16 protein-coding genes are annotated in these 17,822 nt (G+C 66.0%); 3 read left to right on the plus strand and 13 right to left on the minus strand.

The window, feature by feature from the left end:
• Nucleotides 1-61: 61 nt before the first annotated feature.
• The 6 genes from ACQR1H_RS30045 to topA form a co-directional block, all read right to left on the minus strand.
• Nucleotides 62-1,387, minus strand: a complete 1,326-nt coding sequence (locus ACQR1H_RS30045; protein WP_434908613.1) for an LLM class flavin-dependent oxidoreductase — start codon at nucleotides 1,385-1,387, stop codon at nucleotides 62-64.
• A gap of 233 nt (nucleotides 1,388-1,620) precedes the next feature.
• Nucleotides 1,621-2,448 (minus strand): hypothetical protein, encoded by an 828-nt coding sequence (locus ACQR1H_RS30050; RefSeq protein ID WP_434908614.1) that lies wholly within the window; start codon nucleotides 2,446-2,448, stop codon nucleotides 1,621-1,623.
• A gap of 261 nt (nucleotides 2,449-2,709) precedes the next feature.
• A complete protein-coding gene (locus tag ACQR1H_RS30055) occupies nucleotides 2,710-3,468 on the minus strand; it encodes an NUDIX hydrolase (RefSeq protein ID WP_434882456.1) in 759 nt (252 codons plus the stop codon).
• A gap of 40 nt (nucleotides 3,469-3,508) precedes the next feature.
• Complete coding sequence (locus tag ACQR1H_RS30060; RefSeq protein ID WP_316181857.1) at nucleotides 3,509-3,955, minus strand: DUF983 domain-containing protein; 447 nt, start codon at nucleotides 3,953-3,955, stop codon at nucleotides 3,509-3,511.
• Nucleotides 3,952-6,327 carry a ribonuclease R gene (gene rnr / locus ACQR1H_RS30065; RefSeq protein ID WP_434908615.1) on the minus strand — a complete coding sequence of 792 codons (2,376 nt, stop codon included), beginning with the start codon at nucleotides 6,325-6,327 and terminating at the stop codon, nucleotides 3,952-3,954. The genes ACQR1H_RS30060 and rnr overlap by 4 nt, the downstream gene beginning before the upstream one ends.
• 4 nt (nucleotides 6,328-6,331) lie before the next feature.
• Nucleotides 6,332-9,103, minus strand: a complete 2,772-nt coding sequence (gene topA / locus ACQR1H_RS30070) for a type I DNA topoisomerase (protein ID WP_315804100.1) — start codon at nucleotides 9,101-9,103, stop codon at nucleotides 6,332-6,334.
• Nucleotides 9,104-9,328: 225 nt separating this feature from the next.
• On the opposite strand from topA, the gene ACQR1H_RS30075 reads away from it, so the two are divergent.
• Nucleotides 9,329-9,538 carry a hypothetical protein gene (locus tag ACQR1H_RS30075; protein WP_315712655.1) on the plus strand — a complete coding sequence of 70 codons (210 nt, stop codon included), beginning with the start codon at nucleotides 9,329-9,331 and terminating at the stop codon, nucleotides 9,536-9,538.
• Between the two features lie 13 nt (nucleotides 9,539-9,551).
• On the opposite strand, the gene ACQR1H_RS30080 is transcribed toward ACQR1H_RS30075, so the two are convergent.
• Entirely contained in the window at nucleotides 9,552-9,995 is a 444-nt protein-coding gene (locus tag ACQR1H_RS30080; RefSeq protein ID WP_434908616.1) for a winged helix-turn-helix transcriptional regulator, read from the minus strand.
• Between the two features lie 144 nt (nucleotides 9,996-10,139).
• On the opposite strand from ACQR1H_RS30080, the gene ACQR1H_RS30085 reads away from it, so the two are divergent.
• Nucleotides 10,140-10,913 carry an SDR family NAD(P)-dependent oxidoreductase gene (locus tag ACQR1H_RS30085; RefSeq protein ID WP_434908617.1) on the plus strand — a complete coding sequence of 258 codons (774 nt, stop codon included), beginning with the start codon at nucleotides 10,140-10,142 and terminating at the stop codon, nucleotides 10,911-10,913.
• Nucleotides 10,914-10,991: 78 nt separating this feature from the next.
• Here ACQR1H_RS30085 and ACQR1H_RS30090 read toward each other — a convergent pair whose 3' ends face one another.
• Nucleotides 10,992-11,603: an FMN-dependent NADH-azoreductase gene (locus ACQR1H_RS30090; protein ID WP_434896425.1), complete on the minus strand. Its 612-nt coding sequence runs from the start codon at nucleotides 11,601-11,603 to the stop codon at nucleotides 10,992-10,994.
• Between the two features lie 97 nt (nucleotides 11,604-11,700).
• On the opposite strand from ACQR1H_RS30090, the gene ACQR1H_RS30095 reads away from it, so the two are divergent.
• Nucleotides 11,701-12,099 (plus strand): winged helix-turn-helix transcriptional regulator, encoded by a 399-nt coding sequence (locus ACQR1H_RS30095; protein WP_316218294.1) that lies wholly within the window; start codon nucleotides 11,701-11,703, stop codon nucleotides 12,097-12,099.
• A 3-nt stretch (nucleotides 12,100-12,102) separates the two neighbouring features.
• Here the strand turns inward: ACQR1H_RS30095 and dprA are convergent, their stop codons facing one another.
• From dprA to ACQR1H_RS30120, 5 genes are all read right to left on the minus strand, one after another.
• Nucleotides 12,103-13,221 (minus strand): DNA-processing protein DprA, encoded by a 1,119-nt coding sequence (gene dprA / locus ACQR1H_RS30100; protein WP_434908618.1) that lies wholly within the window; start codon nucleotides 13,219-13,221, stop codon nucleotides 12,103-12,105.
• A 63-nt stretch (nucleotides 13,222-13,284) separates the two neighbouring features.
• Nucleotides 13,285-14,622 (minus strand): patatin-like phospholipase family protein, encoded by a 1,338-nt coding sequence (locus ACQR1H_RS30105; protein WP_434908619.1) that lies wholly within the window; start codon nucleotides 14,620-14,622, stop codon nucleotides 13,285-13,287.
• A gap of 213 nt (nucleotides 14,623-14,835) precedes the next feature.
• Complete coding sequence (gene plsY, locus ACQR1H_RS30110; protein WP_434838254.1) at nucleotides 14,836-15,432, minus strand: glycerol-3-phosphate 1-O-acyltransferase PlsY; 597 nt, start codon at nucleotides 15,430-15,432, stop codon at nucleotides 14,836-14,838.
• Nucleotides 15,433-15,462: 30 nt separating this feature from the next.
• Nucleotides 15,463-16,764 (minus strand): dihydroorotase, encoded by a 1,302-nt coding sequence (locus ACQR1H_RS30115; RefSeq protein WP_315804092.1) that lies wholly within the window; start codon nucleotides 16,762-16,764, stop codon nucleotides 15,463-15,465.
• A 23-nt stretch (nucleotides 16,765-16,787) separates the two neighbouring features.
• Nucleotides 16,788-17,741, minus strand: a complete 954-nt coding sequence (locus tag ACQR1H_RS30120; protein ID WP_042339600.1) for an aspartate carbamoyltransferase catalytic subunit — start codon at nucleotides 17,739-17,741, stop codon at nucleotides 16,788-16,790.
• Between the last annotated feature and the right edge of the window lie 81 nt (nucleotides 17,742-17,822).

Consider the following 17,822-nt stretch of genomic DNA (forward strand, 5'->3'; position numbering starts at 1 on the left):
GGCCGGCAACCTACCCAGCCAGCCCCCAAAGTCAAGGTTTGAGGGCCAGATTCTGGGGTCCCTAGGCCGCGAAGAAGCGGTTTTTCGGGCGGGGCAGGCCGAGATTGTCCCGCAAGGTCGGCCCCTCATACTCCGTCCGGAAGATCCCGCGGCGCTGCAGCTCGGGAATCACCTTGTCGACGAAATCGTCGAGCCCCGCCGGCAGGAATGGGAACATGATGTTGAAGCCGTCCGACCCACGGCTTTCCAGCCACTCCTGCATCTGGTCGGCGATCGTCGCAGGCGTGCCGACGAAGGACAGCCCGCCGTAGCCGCCGACCCGCTGCGCCAGTTGCCGCACCGTGAGCTTGTCGCGCGCGGCGACATCGACCAGGCGCTGGCGGCCGCTCTTGGAGGCGTTGGTCTCGGGAATCGGCGGCAGCGGGCCATCGGGATCGAAGCCGGAGGCGTCGGTGCCGAGGATGACCGAGAGCGAGGCGATGGCGCTGTCGTCATGCACCTTGCTGTCGAGCAGCGCGCGCTTCTCCTTGGCCTCGTCGACGCTGTCGCCGACCACGACGAAGGCACCGGGCAGGATCTTCAGATGCTCCGGATCGCGGCCGACCTTTTCCATGCGGCCCTTGATGTCGGCATAGAGTGTCTTTCCATCGGCGAGGCTGCCGCCGCCGGTGAACACGGCCTCGGCCGTCTCCGCCGCGAGCTGCTTGCCATCCTCCGAGGCGCCGGCTTGCACGATGACGGGCCAGCCCTGCACGGGACGGGCGATGTTCAGCGGGCCGCGGACTTTGAGATATTTGCCCTTGTGATCGAGCACATGCATCTTGTCGGGATCGAAGAACAGCCCGCTCTCGACGTCGCGCGCGAAGGCATCGTCGGCGAAGGAATCCCACAGGCCGGTGACGACGTCGTAGAACTCGCGGGCGCGCTTGTAGCGCTCGGCGTGCTCCATGTGATCGTCGAGGCCGAAATTCAGCGCGGCATCCGGGTTCGACGTGGTGACGATATTCCAGCCGGCGCGCCCGCCGGAAATGTGGTCGAGCGAGGCGAAGCGGCGGGCGACGTGATAGGGCTCGTCGAAGGTGGTCGATCCCGTCGCGATCAGGCCGATGTTCTCGGTGACCGCCGATAGCGCCGACAACAGGGTGAACGGCTCGAACGACGTCACGGTGTGGCTGCGCTTCAGCGCGTTGATCGGCATGTTCAGCACGGCGAGATGATCGGCCATGAAGAAGGCGTCGAACTTCCCGGCCTCGAGCTTGCGGATCAGCTGCTTCAGATGCGCGAAGTTGAAATTGGCGTCCGGCCAGGCGCCGGGATAACGCCACGCGCCGGTATGGATCGAGACCGGGCGCATGAAGGCGCCGAGCTTGAGTTGACGTGGGGCCATGAGGGGGCGTCCGCGATGATTGCGCTGATTGATTCAGATGGGAACTGCTGGCGACGGCGCTAGTCACGACGTGCGGAAGGATTTGCCGATTTTGGCTGCACTGAGAGAACAAACGCTGTCTTTGCGAGCCAGCGAAGCAATCCAGAGGATTCGAACTAGCGAAGGCGTAATGCCGATCCTACGCAACGCGAGCGGATTGGATCCGCTGCCATCTATCAGTCCTGACGATCATCTTATTCAGAATTAAGGTTGGAGTAGATGCTTTCTTTCAAAGGTGTTAGATCAACGTCCTTTGCACTTTTGATCAGTAGATGAAAATGGTCAGGGCTCCTCTCGAGCACCTCCGCACTTTTCACACCAGGGAATTGTAGGGCCGTCTGGCGAGCTTGTTCAATTTCCTCAACTGATAAATTTCGCATACAAGCGTTGATGGAGCCCGGCCTTAGAATTGGGGGCGCGCGCTTTATCCTCCTGTTGGAAATCGGCGCTCGTCGGGTTGTCTCGATTGCTTGGCGGAGATTTTTCAGCTCCTCAATTATGTATTCTTGTCCCGGTACTTCTTTCTGTTCCAGAACAGCAACCTTAAACTCGCCAAAGTGCTTCAAGAAGGTAGTGTATCCTGGATCTTCAGACGCTTTTAAAGTCGCGCGGACTTTTTCGGCAAGCTTCTCTTTGAACTCAACAATTTGACCGAAGCGAAGATCTCTTGGATATTCTAGATGTTCGATCGATGCCGTGTCGAAGGAGTACTTCGTTTCATTATCCTTCACGATGATAGTCGGCTTGTCGAACGCCAATCGCATCCCAAGTTCAAACATGACATTTGGGTTCTTTCCGCTCACGTCGCATACGACTATTGGATCCTCGTAAAGGTTCTGTACTATTCGTTTATGAATGACCCCGACGTCGCTCCCGTCGCTTACGATGCGAGCCTCAAACCCAGCGTCCTCCAGTGCCTCCGATAATATTTCCAGAACATCGGACCAATGTGACGCGGAGTAGTTGTCCATTGCAGAGATTGGCATGACGATCCCGCAAATTGGCTGTGTCTCATCGCTCATCTTTACCCGCCCCTCAAAAAAGCAATAGTATCAATTGCACACAGTATTGTGCTGTTTCTTTCTATGCAACTTGCGGTGATGCTTTGCCAGCTTAGTCTTGCTTCCGGAGGCTGCTCCCTCTATCCGCGTCGTTCCAGGTCTGCTGCACAACGCAGTTTGCGGGAATGCAAGTGGGATGAGCGGTGGATAGAGCGCTCATACGTAGACATGCTCGCGAATGCATGCTGACCGCTTCGCGCCACCCGCAATGACGACGATAGGCTACCCGCCCAGCACGTCCTTCTGCATCTTGCCGCCGTAGAAATGGAAGAACGGCACGTCGGCGTCGTGGCGCAGCGGCCCGGTGGCGAGGCGGCGGTCGAGCTCGTGGAGCACGTTCTTGGTCATCGGATGCAGATCGGCGAGCGGCCTGGAGCCAAGCTCGACCCAGACCAGCTCGACCAGCTCGGCATCGGCATGGATCACGCCCTCGACACGATGGGTGATGGCGGAGGCATCGGCGGTGAAGAAGCGGGTGTCGAAGCGCTTGATGCGGCCGGGCGGGGTGATGGCGCGGGCGATCAGGAACAGGCCGGACGGATCGGGCAGCAGGCCGGCGTCGGCGAACGGCGCCCATGGCCCGTCCAGTTTCGGCGCGGGGCCGCCGACCTTGCGTCCGAGACAGAGACCGGTTTCCTCACAGGCCTCGCGGATCGCGGCGACGGCGAGCGACTTCGCGCGCGAGGCCGTCGTCTGCGGCTTGCCCTTGAACAGATTGGCTTCGAGCTCCGCCGGCATCGGCGCTGCCACGGGAATGCGATGATCGGTCTTGTCGACGCGGCCGCCGGGGAAGACGAACTTGCCCGGCATGAACACGACCTTGTCGTGGCGCTTGCCGACCAGCACCTTCGGCACCGCGCCGCTGCGGTCGACCAGGATCAAGGTCGCAGCATCGCGTGGCTTGGTGTAGGGATGATGGTCCGCTTCCTTCTCGGCGGGCTTGCCCGCCGGCGCGCTGCTCGCCTGTGCCGTATCGCTCATGTCCTCCCCGCTTTTTCTTCTTTGTTGATCGTTTGGTCGCTCACACCGGTGGAATGCCTTCCACGGGATTGTCGTCGAAGCCGTGCATGCGGAATGCCCATTGCAGCCCGACGACGGCGCCCTTGACCGGCTGAATCAAAGCGAGCGAGGCGACCAAGGTCACCGGCAGATAGATCGCGAGCTGCAGCGCCACCGGCGGCGCGTAGTTGGTCTCGATCGAGAGTACCAGCGGCACGATGATGTGGCCGACGATGACGATCACGAGATAGGCGGGAAGATCGTCGGCGCGATGCCCGGAGAAATCCTGGCCGCAGCGGTCGCAATTGTCCGCGACCTTCAGGAAGGCGCGGAACAGCTTGCCCTCGCCGCAGCGCGGGCAGCGGCCGCGCAGGCCGCGCTTCATCGCGGTCCAGACGTCGCGCTTCTCGACGGCGCCGGCGTCACGCGTCCAGGTCTGCGGGGGCAATGTGCGGGGCGTTGAGGTCATGGCGTCCACGATCTGCCTTTCTTCGATGTGCCGGGCTTGCGTTTTGCCCCTGCCGCTGGGCTTTTCTTGCGGCTTTTTTCTTTGTGCTTCGGCCGAGCCTCGGATTTGGCCCGCTTGGTCGCCTTGGCGTTCTTCCCGACGTTATTCTTTCGCCGGGGTCCTGCGCCGCGCGGATGCCGCGACACCAGCACATCCGCCTGGGTCAGCAGCTCGAAGCGCAGCGCACCGGCCACCGGCTGAGCTTCTACCAGACGGACATCGACGACGTCACCCAGCCGGTGCATGGCACCGCTGCGCTGGCCGATCAGCGCATGACGCGTCTCGTCATAGTCGAAATATTCCGTGCCGAGGGTGCGGATCGGAACCAGGCCGTCGGCGCCGGTATCATCGAGCTTGACGAACAGGCCGGCGCGGGTGACGCCGGAAATGCGGCCCTGGAAGGTGGCGCCGACGCGGTCCGCCAAATGATGCGCGATCAGGCGGTCGGCGGTCTCGCGCTCGGCCTTCATCGCGCGCCGCTCGGTCACCGAGATCTGCGCTGCGACCTCGGCGAGGTGATCCGGCGTCTCGCTGTCGGGCAGGGCGCCGTCGCCGAGGCCCAGCGCGCGCAGCAGGCCGCGGTGCACGACGAGGTCGGCGTAGCGGCGGATCGGCGAGGTGAAATGCGCGTAGCGGCGCAGGTTCAGGCCGAAATGCCCGTAATTGTCGGTCGAATATTCCGCCTGCGCCTGCGAGCGCAGCACGACCTCGTTGACGAGATGCTCGTAGTCCTGGCCGGCGACCAGGGTCAGCACGCGGTTGAACAGCGACGGCCGGAGCGCGCCTGATTTGGCGAAGGGCACGTCGAGCGTCTTCAGGAACTCCTGCAGCGCATGGATCTTCTCGACCGTCGGCTCATCATGCACGCGGTAGATCAAAGGCAGCGCCTTCTTCTCCAAAAGCTCCGCCGCGGCGACGTTGGCCGAGATCATGAACTCCTCGATCAGCTTGTGAGCATCGAGGCGCTCCGGCACGACGACGCGGTCGACGGTGCCGTCGGTCTTCAGCAGGATCTTGCGCTCGGGAATGTAGAGGTCAAGCGGATCGCGCGCGTCGCGGCCGCGCTTGGCGACCTCATAGGCCGCGTAGAGCGGCTTGAGGATCGGCTCGAGCAGGGGGCTGGTGACGTCGTCGGGCTTGCCGTCGATGGCGGCCTGCGCCTGCGCGTAGGACAGTTTGGCGGCCGAGCGCATCAGCACGCGATGAAACGAGTGCGAGCGCTTGCGGCCGTCCGCGCCTAACACCATGCGCACCGCGAGCGCGCCGCGCGCCTCGCCCGGCACCAGCGAGCACAGATTGTTGGAGATGCGCTCGGGCAGCATCGGCACGACGCGGTCGGGGAAATACACCGAGTTGCCGCGGATCAGCGCGTCGCGGTCGAGCGCCGAGCCCGGCCGCACGTAGTAGGCGACGTCGGCAATCGCGACATGGAGAATGAAGCCGCCGGCATTGTTCGGATCGGGATCCGGCTCGGCATGAACGGCGTCGTCGTGATCCTTGGCATCGGGCGGATCGATCGTGACCAGCGGCAGCTCGCGCCAGTCCTCACGCCCCTTCAAGCTCGCGGGCTGCGCGGCTTCGGCCTCTGCCACGGCCGCCGCGGAGAAATCCATCGGGATCTCGTGGGCGTGGATCGCGATCAGGCTGATCGCCTTCTCGGTTGCGACCGAGCCGTAGCGCTCCTTCACCCGGCCCGAGGGCAGGCCGTAGCCGCGGCCGCGCAGCAGGTCGACGCTGATGAGATCGCCGTCCTTGGCGTCCTTGGTGTCGGCAGGGGCGATGGAGAGCTCGCGTCCCGCCTGCTTCTTGTCGACCGGAATCAGGCGGCCGCCGCCGCCGGGATTGCTGCGGAAGATGCCGAGCACGCGCGGCCGCGCCTGATCGAGCACCTTGAGGACGCGGCCGCGATAGGACACGCCCGCCTCATCCTGGATCGGCTCGACGCGGAGCAGCGCGCGGTCACCGACGCCGGCCGCCGAGCCGGGCCCGGCATGGCGCGGGGTGTGGATGCGGATGCGCGGCGGCTCGGATTGCTCGGCCTCGTCCCACTCGGCGGGCTTGGCGATCAGCTCGCCGTCGCTGTCGCGCCCGGTGATGTCGACAACCAGCGTGGCCGGCAAGGTGGCGGTCTCGACGACGGTCTTGCGGCCGCTCTTCTTCACGGTGCCGTCGGCGACGAGCTCGCGTAGCAACTGCTTGAGGGCCGCGCGATCAGCGTTCTTCAGGCCGAACTCGCGGGCGATATCCTTGGTGCCAACCTTGCCCGGATTGGCGCGGATGTAGGCGACGATGGCCTCCCGCGGAGGGAAGCCGATGTCGCGCTTCTTGCTCATTTTCTCATCCGCGGGCCTTGCCAGCGCTCTTCTTGGGCGTCGCCTTGGTCGCGGGCTTCGCCGAGGTCTTGGCGGCCTTGGCGACCGGCGCACGCGCCTTGCTGGTGGAGTCTGATTTCGGTTTGGCGGCCGCCTTCTTCGCCACGGCCTTCTTCGCCGGCTTCGGCGTGTCGTCGTCGCCGCCGGTCTTCGGCTTGGCCTTGCTGGCCGCCGCTTTGCTGGCAGACTTGGCCGGCTTCGCCGCCTTGCCCTTGGCCTTCGCCTTGCCGCCACCCTTGGCGGCGCGCTCGTCGAGCAGCGCGATCGCCTCGGCCAGGGTGATCGTGTCCTTCTCCTTGTCGCCGGGAATGGTGGCGTTGACGCCGCCGGCGGTGACATAGGCGCCGTAGCGGCCGGCCTTGACGGCGACGGCGCCGAGCGAGGGATGCTCGCCGAGCGCCTTGCCGGGATCGGCGCCGAAGCGCTTGCTTGGTCCCTTGGCGATCTTCTCGGCGATCAGGGTGACGGCGCGGTTGAGGCCGATGTCGAACACCTCGTCGCCGGCCTCCAGGCTCGCATAGGTCTTGTCGTGCTTCACGAACGGCCCGAAGCGGCCGAGATTGGCGATGATCGGCAGACCCGTCTCGGGATGGATGCCGACCTCACGCGGCAGCGACAGCAGCCTCAGCGCGTGGTCGAGCTCGAGACTCGCAGGCGAGGTGCCCTTCGGGATGCCGGCGCGCTTCGGCTTCTCGCCCTCGGCGTAATCCTTCTGCTCGCCGAGCTGGATGTAGGGGCCGAAGCGGCCGGCCTTGACGACGACGTCGAGGCCGGTGTCCGGATCCTGGCCGAGCACGCGATCGGCGGTCGCCTCGCTGTCGGCGGCGAGCGGGCGGGTGTAGCGGCATTCCGGATAGTTCGAGCAGCCGACGAAGGCGCCGAACTTGCCGGCCTTGAGGTTGAGTCGTCCGGTGCCGCAGGTCGGGCACTGACGGACATCGCCGCCATCGTCGCGCGGCGGATAGATGTGCGGCCCCAGCATCTCGTCGAGTGCGTCGAGCACCTGCGCGACGCGCAGGTCCTTGATGTCATCGACGGCGCCGATGAAGCCGGTCCAGAAATCCTTCAGCACCTGCTGCCAGGCGATCTCGTTGTTGGAGATGCGGTCGAGCTGCTCCTCGAGATCCGCCGTGAAATCGTACTCGACGTAGCGGCGGAAGAAGTTCTCCAGGAACGCGATCACGACGCGGCCCTTGTCCTCGCCGTGCAGCCGCTTCTTCTCCAGCTTCACGTAGCCGCGGTCCTTCAGCACCTGCAGGATCGAGGCATAGGTCGAGGGACGGCCGATGCCGAGCTCCTCCATGCGCTTGACCAGCGAGGCCTCGGAGAAGCGCGGCGGCGGCTCGGTGAAATGCTGGGTGACCGCGAGATTCTGCCGCTTGAGCTGTTCGTTCGGGCTCATCTGCGGCAGGCGGCGGCTGTCCTCGTCCTCCTCGTCGTCGCGGCCTTCCTGATAGAGCGCGAGGAAGCCGTCGAACTTGATGACCTGGCCGGTGGCGCGCAGCTCCAGGGTGCGCGCGCCCGCCTTGGCGATGATGTCGACGGTGGTGCGCTCAAGCTCGGCCGATTCCATCTGGCTCGCGATGGTGCGGGTCCAGATCAGCTCATAGAGCTTGGCCTGATCGTCATCGAGCCGCTTGCGCAGCTCGGCCGGCTTGCGCGACAGGTCGGTCGGACGGATCGCTTCGTGCGCTTCCTGGGCGTTCTTGGCCTTGGCCTGGTACTGGCGCGGGCTATCCGGGACGTATTTGTTGCCGTAGATCTCGCCGATCACCTTGCGCACCTGGGTGATCGCCTCCGGCGCGATCTGCACGCCGTCGGTTCGCATATAGGTAATGAGACCGGTGGTCTCGCCGCCGATGTCGATGCCTTCGTAGAGCCGCTGCGCGATGCGCATCGTGTGCGCCGGCGCAAAGCCGAGCTTGCGGCTCGCCTCCTGCTGCAGCGTCGAGGTGGTGAAGGGCGCCTGCGGATTGCGCCGTGCCGGCTTGGCATCGACGGTCGCGACCGTGTAGCTCGCCGCGTTGAGCGCGTTCTTGAAATCCTCGGCCTCCGCGCCGGTGCCGATGTCGAGCCGCTGGATCTTCTTGCCGTCGGCGCCGACGAGGCGCGCCTCGAAGATGTCGCCGCGCGGCGTCGCCAAGGTTGCGATCAGCGACCAATATTCACGCGGGACGAACTTCTCGATCTCCAGCTCGCGATCGCAGACGAGACGCAGCGCGACCGACTGCACGCGTCCGGCCGAGCGGGCGCCCGGCAGCTTGCGCCACAGCACGGGAGAGAGAGTGAAGCCCACGAGGTAATCGAGTGCGCGGCGCGCCATGTAGGCGTCGACAAGCGCACCGTCGATCTGGCGCGGATGTTTCATCGCCTCCGAGACGGCCTGCTTGGTGATGGCGTTGAAGACGACGCGCTCGATCTTCTGATCCTTGAGCGCCCGCTTCTCCTTCAACACCTCCAGCACATGCCAGGAAATCGCTTCGCCCTCGCGATCAGGGTCGGTGGCGAGAATCAGTCGGTCGGCACCCTTCAGCGATTTGGCGATGTCGTTGAGTCGGCCGGCCGCCTTGGGGTCGACCTCCCAGATCATGCGGAAATTCTCGTCCGGATCGACGGAGCCGTTCTTGGCCGGAAGGTCGCGGACATGACCGAAAGAGGCCAGAACCTCGTAGGAGGAGCCCAGATACTTATTGATCGTCTTGGCCTTGGCAGGCGACTCCACGATGACGATATTCATGTATTTCCAATGGCTTAGTGGAAGGATTGAAGCTGGCTTCGCGGGATTCGCGCCGGCTGCGTTGACCCGAACATGGGTGGTGAGGGGGTTCCTGTCAAATCGAGGGATGTTGAAAGGCGATTGCGTTGGGTCGGCGAAGTACCTATCAGGTTGTACGGAGCACGATGAGATCCGCGCTCTTTTGAGGTTGTTTTTCGTCAAATTCCTTATGCTGGGTGACAGTTGTTGGCCAAGGCAGCGGACAAAAGCGACCCGGACGTCGAGGCGATGGTGGAGGATCCCGACGCCGCGGCAGCTCTGATCGCCGAGGTGACGGCCAGCCTGTCGCATCTGGCGCAGCGTCATCGCCTCGACATGCTGGACTATCTCCTGCGCATGGCGAACCTCGAGGCCGAGGAGCATCTCAGGCTGCGCAGCCGCCGCAGGCTGTGCTGACGGCCAGTCGTGCTCACCGCGGGGCGAGAGCGGTTTCCTCCGGCGCCAGCGTCCGGCCGTCATCCGCAGTGAGCAGCAGCTTGCGAACCGGCCTGCGGTTCACCCGGTCGACGAGCGCGGTGGCGATCTCGTCGGGGTGCTCGTCGAATTCCTCGCTCCACTGCCGCAGTGCGACCAGGATCGGAAACAGGCCGCGGCCCTTCGGCGTCAGCACGTAGTCGCGATAGGAGCTGCCGTCCGACGCCGGCTCAGTGGTCAGGATGCCACGATCGACGAGCGCCCGCAGCCGCGCTGCAAGGATGTTCTTGGCCATGCCGAGGCTGCGTTGAAACGCGCTGAAGCGGCGCACGCCGAGAAACGCGTCACGAATGATCAGCAGCGACCACCAGTCGCCGATCGCATCCAGCGACCGCGCGATCGGGCAGGCGTCGCCTTCCAGACTGGTGCGCTTGACCATCAGATCATCCTTGTCCTGTCACCCGCGGGCGGCCGATGCCCCCGAGGGCGCTCGCGTCCGCTCACGCACTTGTGTGGTTGCATTATAAAACCAGAGAGCCTATGTCGTCCATCGGTTTAATAATGCAACCATATGGAGACGGACGTGAGGCTTGCGAACAAGACGGCACTGATTACCGGCGGCAGTAGCGGCATCGGGCTTGCGACCGCCCGTCGTTTCGTCGCCGAAGGCGCCAGGATCGCGATCACCGGACGCGACGCCGGGCGGCTGGAGGCTGCGGCGCGCGAGCTCGGGCCGAACGCGCTGGCTGTAGTGGCCGATGCCACCGACATCGCTGCGACCGAGGCCGCGGTTGCTCGCGCCGCGGACCGCTTCGGCAAGCTCGACATCCTCTTTGCCAATGCCGGCATTCCCGGCGCGACGCCAGCCGGAGCAACCAAGCTCGAAGTCTTCGAGCAGGTGATCCGCACCAATCTGACCGGCGTGTTCTTCACCGTGCAGGCGGCGCTGGCTCATCTCAAGGACGGCGCCTCGGTCATCCTCAATGGTTCGGTGATCTCCGTGCTCGGCAATCCCGGCTATTCGGCCTACGCCGCGAGCAAGGCCGGGGTGCGCGCGATGGCGCGGGTGCTGGCGTCGGAGCTGTCGCCGCGCGGCATCCGTGTCAACGTGGTCGCGCCGGGCGCGATCCGGACGCCGATCTGGGGCGCCGCGGTCGCGACGCCGGATGCCGAAAAGATGTTCGAGGCCAGAATCGCGGCGACCACCCCGCTCGGTCATATCGGCGAGCCTGACCATATCGCCGGCACCGTGCTGTTCCTGGCCTCGGACGACGCCGCGCATGTCCAAGGCCAGGAGCTGTTCGTCGATGGCGGCGCCACGAGCTCGCCGGCCGGTGCGCCGATCTATCGGGGTTGACCGGGCCGGGTCGGTGGGCGGTTTGAGACCTGCCCCGGGGTTGAAAGCGGTGGCTGCCGGCGGCAGCCACCGAGGGACTCAAGCGGCGAGACCGCCGGCCGTTTGAATCGCCTTCGCCAGAGCCTGCTCGCGATGCTCCGGGCCGATCTGGACACCGTCGGCCGCAACGAATTCGAGATGCGTGACGCCGATGAAGCTGAAGACACTGCGCAAATAGGTCTCCAGGTGTTCGAATGCCGCCATCGGCGTGTCCGCGCCGTAATGGCCGCCGCGCGAGAGCGCCACGATAATGCGCTTGCCACCGGCCAAACCCTGCGGGCCGTTTGGGCCATAGCTGAAGGTCTTACCCTTGACGGCGATGCGGTCGATCCATGCCTTGAGCTGGCTCGGGATGGAGAAGTTGTACATCGGAGCGCCGATCACGACGATATCGGCAGCCAGGAACTCTTCCAGAACGGCCTGTCCGGCAGCGACATCAGCTTCCACCGCGGGATCCTCGACGGGCGCTCCGTAAGCGACGGCGACATGCGTTCCTGACAGATGCGACAGCGGCTCGGCTGCGACATCTCGGTAAATCACCTCCAGCCCCGGCATGATCTGGCGGAAACGGCCGACGATCGCGGCGGATACCTGACGGCTGACGGAGTTCGGGCCGAGCACGCTGGAGTCGATGTGGAGGAGTTGGGTCATAGGTCAGTCACCTCAGTATTGGTTTGTAACTGGCGCACTATGAGTGACTGTGCTGTAACCTCACAAGAACGCACATTCTTGAAACCCGAGCACAGCCGTGACACTTGCGAACAGCGATGATCCCGATCTCCCGACGCAGCCAAGTCATGATGATTGCCGGGGCGCGGCCTCGATCCTGGCGCGTGTCGGCGACAAATGGAGCGTGTTCGTCATCATGATGCTTCAGGACGGCCCGAAGCGCTTCAACGAGCTGAAGCGGCTCGTTGGCGGGATTTCCCAGCGGATGCTGACCTTGACCCTGCGCGGCCTCGAGCGCGACGGGCTGGTGACGCGGACGGTGTTTCCGACCATCCCGCCGCGGGTCGATTATGAGCTGACCGATCTCGGCCGCGGCCTGTCGCAGCCGGTGCAGGCGCTTGGGCAGTGGGCCATCCAGCACCAGGAGCAGATCGAGCAGGCGCGCACGCGCTTCGACGCGCGCAGGGATGCGGACTGAGAGTCAGATCAGCGACACCATCCCGCCGCCGTGGCGCTCCAGGCGGCCGGCCAGCTCGAGCTCCAGCAGCACCATGCGCAGCACGGCCGGCGACAGGCCGCTGATCCGGATCAGGTCGTCGATCGACACCGGGGTCGGGCCGAGCAGGGCCGTGACCTGCGCGCGGTCGTGGCCCTCGGGATCGGGGGCGAACAACTCCTCGTCCGGCTCGCGCAGCGGCAACGGCAGCGGCCGCTCCATGATCGGGCCGACGGCCTGGATGATGTCGGCGGCTTCGGTGACGAGCGTGGCGCCCTGCTTGATGAGATCGTTGGTGCCTGCGCAGCGCGGATCGAGCGGCGAGCCCGGGACGGCGAAGACCTCGCGACCCTGTTCGCCGGCCATGCGCGCCGTGATCAGCGAGCCCGAGCGATGCGCAGCTTCGACGACGACGACGCCGAGCGAGGCGCCTGAGATCAGCCGGTTGCGGCGGGGAAAGTCGCGGGCGCGCGGCTCGTGTCCGAGCGGCATCTCGGAGATTGCGGCGCCACTGCCACTGATGATGGCGCCGAGCAGATCGACATGCTCCGGCGGATAGATCCGGTCATGGCCGCCGGCGAGGACCGCGACGGTGCCGCTGCCGAGGCTCGCGCGATGGGCGGCCTGATCGATGCCGCGGGCGAGCCCCGAGATGATGATGAAGCCGGCCTGGCCGAGCTCATGGGCGATCTGGCCGGCGAATTTGAGTCCGGCGGCGGAGGCGTTGCGCGAACCGACGATAGCGATCATCGGGCGCATCAGCGTCTCGCGGGCGCCGCGCACCGCCAGCAGCGGAGGTGCATCGTCGCAGGTGGCGAGTCGGGGCGGATAGCCGTCCTCGTCCGGCGCCCGCAGGTCGACGCCCTGCCGCTTGCAGGCGTCGAGTTCGGCCTCGGCTTCGCCGACCGTGCAGATCCGGCCGGCTCCGGCCGCGCCGCCGCGGCGTGCCAGGTCGGGCAGCCGGTCGAGCGCGGCGCGCGCGGTGCCGAAATGGTCGAGCAGTGAGCGGAAGGTGCGCGGGCCGACATTGTCGGAACGGATCAGCCGCAGCCGGTCGCGCCGCTCGGTGTCGCTCAGCTCGATCGTCGTGTTGATGGCGTCCACGCATAGCCCCCCAAACCCGGAGGCTAGAATGGAGCAACCCGAAGACGCAGGGAAGAGGACGCGCTACGCCGGCGCGACGTCGCGCACATCCTCGGACACGGACACCGGCGACGCCAGCGCGGGCTGCTCGTCGGGGATGGCCGGCGTGGTGCCGGCCGGGGCTTCGCGCAGCCAGCGTTCCGCGGCGTCGCGTCCGCGCTGGTAGAGCAGCTCGATGAAGCCGCTGCCGAGGTCGGTCGCATCGCGCTGAGCCAGGGCCTCGATCTCGTCCTCGGCGGCAAGCCGATGAACGCGCGGCGGATGCAGGCCGTCGCTGCGCGCCCATTCGAGTGCCGCGAGCTCGGCGTTCAGGACCGCATTGCCGGCGATCTGGTCGAGGCGGCGATCGATCGCGGCCGAGGTCATCGGCACATAGGCGTCGCGCGCGGGCGTGACCTGAACGACCAGCAGGTCGGCGGCGCTCGACTCATGCGCGATCTGGATCAGCGGCGGATTGGTGACGTAGCCGCCGTCCCAATACGCCTCGCCCTCGATGTCGACCGCGGTGTGCAGTTGCGCGGGACAGGTGGAGGCGAGCAGAGCATCCGGCGTGACGCCGGCATTGCGGAAGATCTGCGGCAGGCCGTCACGGGCCCGGGTCGCCGCAACCAGCAGGCGGGGCGCGGCCGGGCCCTGCACGGCGTCGAAATCGATCGTCTCGCGGAGGAGGTCGCGGAGCGGATCGAGATCGAGCGGGTCGGCGCGTCCGCTCCGCAGCCCCGCACCGAACGACACCGAGCTGCTCGCCGGCGAGTACGCGCCGATCACCAGCAGCGATCGGAACGACGCCTCCTCCATCAGCCGGGTCCAGAACAAAGCGAGCCGGTTGCGCGCTTCGTCACGGCCGCCCTTGGCCAGCCCGCTCGCGAGCAGCGCGGCGTTGACCGCGCCGGCGCTGGCGCCGCTGATGGTGTCGAAATCGCAACCGGGTTCCTCGAGCAGGCGATCCAGCACGCCCCAGGTGAAGGCCGAGAACGTTCCGCCGCCCTGCAGGGCCAGCGACAGCTTGCGCGGCGGCCATGTTCGCGGCGGCGGCGGCAGGGTGGCGCTGGCGATCGTCTCGGCGAGCGATCGCTCCGGCGTTTCCGCAGGCTTGGGCTCGGCGGCAGCCGCCGCCCCGGTCATGGGAAGCTTGACGGCGGCGGTGCTTTCCTGCGGCGTGCTCGCCGAAGGCTCCATCGCGGCGTTTGCGCTCTCAGGAACCAGATCTTCAGCCGCGCCTACGCCGACGCTCGTCGCGGGCTCGACCGCTGTCGCCGGCGAGGGAGCGGCGGGTTCGCTGGTGGAGCCGAACGCATCCGTCAACCAGATCTGAGCGGCGGAGAGGAGGGCGCTGGCGCTGGAACGGACCGGGGTGGACATTTGCTGCGCCGGCTCCTCATCAGTGCGATCATCGCGCGTGGCGACGAACCGCTTGAATGGGTCTTGCGTAATCAGATGCCGGAATCATGACAGGCAATCATGATTCACGCCAGGGTCCGGCGTTGACTTGTTAGCTGATGAAGCACAGGTGTTGCTGCGTTGCCGCTGCGATTTCAGCACGAACCACACATTACCCGTATTTGCCCGGAGTAGTTACTTCTTCGCGCCGATCTTGCTCTCGGTGCCGGCCTGCAATCGCTTGATGTTTTCGCGATGCATGTAAATGAGCAACAATGTGAGCAGGGCAAATAAGGCAGCGAGCGCGGTGTGGCCGAAAGCCCACAGCACGATTGGTGTCAACACGCTTGCGACGAGTGCCGCGAGCGACGAGTAGCGGAGCGCGAACGCGGTCGCGAGCCACACGAGGCAGAAGAAGATCGCGCCCGGCCAGAACAGACCGATCAAAATACCGATGTAGACCGCCACGCCCTTGCCGCCGCGGAACTTGAGCCACACCGGGAACAAGTGCCCGAGAAAGGCGCCGAGGCCGGCGACCATCGCGGCGTTCGGGCCGCCGAGATAGCCCGCAATGATCACGGCCGCCGTGCCCTTGAGAGCGTCGCCGAGCAGGGTCGCCGCCGCCAGCCCCTTGCGGCCGGTGCGCAGCACATTGGTGGCGCCGATGTTGCCGGAGCCGATGCTGCGCAGATCCTGCGTGCCGGCGAGCTTGGTAAGGATCAGGCCGAACGGGATGGAGCCGAGGAGATAGCCGATGATGAGAGCGACCGGCAGGAAGGCTTCGGAACCCATCACGCGACTCCTTCGACGCTTCGCCTGGCGTCAGACATGTTCGAACACGGTGCGGCCGCCGACGATGGTGCGGACCACGCGGCCGGTGAAGCGGGCTTCGTCGAACGGCGTGTTCTTGCACAGCGATTTGAGGTCTGCCGGATCGAGGATCCAGGGCACGTCCGGATCGATCACGATGATGTCTGCCGGCGCGCCCGCCCGCAAGGTGCCACCGGGCAGGCCGAGCAGCTCGGCGGGCCGGGTCGACATCGCGCGGATCAGGGCGGTCCAGCTGAGCTCGCCATTGTGCACCAGCCGCAGCGCCGCCGGCAGCATCGTCTCGAGTCCGACCGCGCCGCTGGCGGCTTCCGCGAACGGCAGCCGCTTGACCTCGACGTCCTGTGGCGTGTGGTCCGACATGATGACGTCGATCAGGCCGGAGGCGAGCGCCTCGACCAGCGCGCGGCGGTCGACCTCGGTGCGCAGCGGCGGCGTCAGCTTGAGGAAGGTGCGGTAGGGGCCGATGTCGTTCTCGTTCAGGGTGACATGATTGATCGAGACCGACGCGCTCACCGTGAGCCCTGCCTCGCGGGCGCGCCTGAGGATGTCGAGCGAGTCGATCGAGCTCAGCGCGGCCGCGTGATAGCGGCCCTTGCTGAGTGCGACGAGGCGCATGTCGCGCTCGAGCACGACGGCTTCGGCTGCGGGCGGAATGCCGGAGAGGCCGAGCCGCGAGGCGAACTCGCCTTCGTTCATGACGCCTTCGCCGACGAGGTTCGGATCCTCGGTGTGATGCACGATCAGCGCGTCGAAATCGCGCGCATAGGTCAGCGCGCGGCGCATCACCTGCGCGTTCATCACGCTGCTGTGGCCGTTGGAGAAGGCGACCGCGCCGGCCGCGCGCAACAGCCCGATCTCGGTCATCTCCTCGCCGCGCAGGCCCTTGGTCAGGGCCGCCATCGGCTGGATGTTGACGATCGCGGTGTCGCGGGCGCGGCGCAGCACGAAGTCGACGGTCGCGGAATTGTCGATCACCGGTTCGGTGCCGGGCTGGCAGATGATGGTGGTGATGCCGCCGGTCGCGGCGGCCTGGCTGGCGCTGGCGAAGGTCTCGCGATGGCCCAGACCCGGCTCGCCGACGAAGGCGCACATATCGATCAGGCCCGGCGCGACGATCTTGCCGGCGCAGTTGACGACATCGGTGCCCTCGGGCACGCCCGCGGCGCCGATGCCGCGCTTGAGGTCGCGGATGACGCCGTCGGCGATCAGCACGTCGCCGGGGCCGTCGAAGTCGCGGGAGGGATCGATGACGCGCGCATTGGCGAGCAGGATCGGGCGGCGGTCGGTCAGCATGGCGTTCGGTCCCGACTTCTGTATCACGCGTTGGGCAGGTTGCGGGCCAGTGCCTCGAGCACGGCCATGCGCACGGCGACGCCCATTTCGACCTGCTCCCGGATCAGCGACTGCGCGCCATCGGCCACGATGGACTCGATCTCGACGCCGCGGTTCATCGGTCCCGGATGCATCACCAGCGCGTCGGGCTTGGCATAAGCCAGCTTCTTCTGGTCGAGCCCGAAATACTGGAAATATTCCGACGAGGACGGCACGAACGAGCCGTTCATGCGCTCGCGCTGCAGCCGCAGCATCATGACGATGTCGGCGCCGTTGAGCCCCTCGCGCATGTCGCGCGCGACCTCAACGCCCATGCGCTCGATGCCCGGCGGCAGCAAGGTGGAGGGCGCGACGACGCGGACGCGGGCGCCCATCGTGTTGAGCAGCAGGATGTTGGAGCGCGCGACGCGCGAATGCAGCACGTCGCCGCAGATCGCGATCACCAGCCCCTCGATGCGGCCCTTGTTGCGGCGGATGGTCAGCGCATCGAGCAGCGCCTGCGTCGGATGCTCATGCGCGCCGTCGCCCGCATTGATCACGGAGCCGTCGACCTTGCGCGCGAGCAGCTCCACCGCGCCGGAGGCGTGGTGGCGGACCACCAGAATGTCCGGATGCATCGCGTTGAGCGTGACCGCGGTGTCGATCAGGGTCTCGCCCTTCTTGATGGACGAGGACGACACCGACATGTTCATGACGTCTGCGCCGAGCCGCTTGCCGGCCAGCTCGAACGAGGATTGGGTCCGGGTCGAGGCCTCGAAGAACAGGTTGACCTGGGTACGGCCGCGCAGCACGGTGCGCTTCTTGTCGACCTGACGATTCAGTTCGACATACTCCTCGGACAGGTCAAGGAGGCCGGTGATGTCGTGGGCGGAAAGGCCCTCGATTCCCAGCAAATGCCGGTGCCCGAGGACGAAAGTCGATTTCGGAGAGGTTGCCATTAAAGCCAGAGCTATAGGCGCGGTTTCCATGGGGGGCAAGGCCGAAAGCCGGGGTTCCGAGTTATCCCCCGTTCCGTCTTC

The sequence above is a fragment of the Bradyrhizobium sp. HKCCYLRH2015 genome, from assembly GCF_051168215.1.
In the GTDB taxonomy this organism is placed as follows: domain Bacteria; phylum Pseudomonadota; class Alphaproteobacteria; order Rhizobiales; family Xanthobacteraceae; genus Bradyrhizobium.

What these genes read in the sequence shown, in the direction of transcription:
- ACQR1H_RS30045 (WP_434908613.1), bottom strand. Translation starts at nt 1,387, where the DNA reads ATGGCCCCACGTCAACTCAAGCTCGGCGCCTTCATGCGCCCGGTCTCG.
- ACQR1H_RS30050 (WP_434908614.1), bottom strand. Translation starts at nt 2,448, where the DNA reads ATGAGCGATGAGACACAGCCAATTTGCGGGATCGTCATGCCAATCTCT.
- ACQR1H_RS30055 (WP_434882456.1), bottom strand. Translation starts at nt 3,468, where the DNA reads ATGAGCGATACGGCACAGGCGAGCAGCGCGCCGGCGGGCAAGCCCGCC.
- ACQR1H_RS30060 (WP_316181857.1), bottom strand. Translation starts at nt 3,955, where the DNA reads ATGACCTCAACGCCCCGCACATTGCCCCCGCAGACCTGGACGCGTGAC.
- rnr (WP_434908615.1), bottom strand. Translation starts at nt 6,327, where the DNA reads ATGAGCAAGAAGCGCGACATCGGCTTCCCTCCGCGGGAGGCCATCGTC.
- topA (WP_315804100.1), bottom strand. Translation starts at nt 9,103, where the DNA reads ATGAATATCGTCATCGTGGAGTCGCCTGCCAAGGCCAAGACGATCAAT.
- ACQR1H_RS30080 (WP_434908616.1), bottom strand. Translation starts at nt 9,995, where the DNA reads ATGGTCAAGCGCACCAGTCTGGAAGGCGACGCCTGCCCGATCGCGCGG.
- ACQR1H_RS30090 (WP_434896425.1), bottom strand. Translation starts at nt 11,603, where the DNA reads ATGACCCAACTCCTCCACATCGACTCCAGCGTGCTCGGCCCGAACTCC.
- ACQR1H_RS30105 (WP_434908619.1), bottom strand. Translation starts at nt 14,622, where the DNA reads ATGTCCACCCCGGTCCGTTCCAGCGCCAGCGCCCTCCTCTCCGCCGCT.
- plsY (WP_434838254.1), bottom strand. Translation starts at nt 15,432, where the DNA reads ATGGGTTCCGAAGCCTTCCTGCCGGTCGCTCTCATCATCGGCTATCTC.
- ACQR1H_RS30115 (WP_315804092.1), bottom strand. Translation starts at nt 16,764, where the DNA reads ATGCTGACCGACCGCCGCCCGATCCTGCTCGCCAATGCGCGCGTCATC.
- ACQR1H_RS30120 (WP_042339600.1), bottom strand. Translation starts at nt 17,741, where the DNA reads ATGGCAACCTCTCCGAAATCGACTTTCGTCCTCGGGCACCGGCATTTG.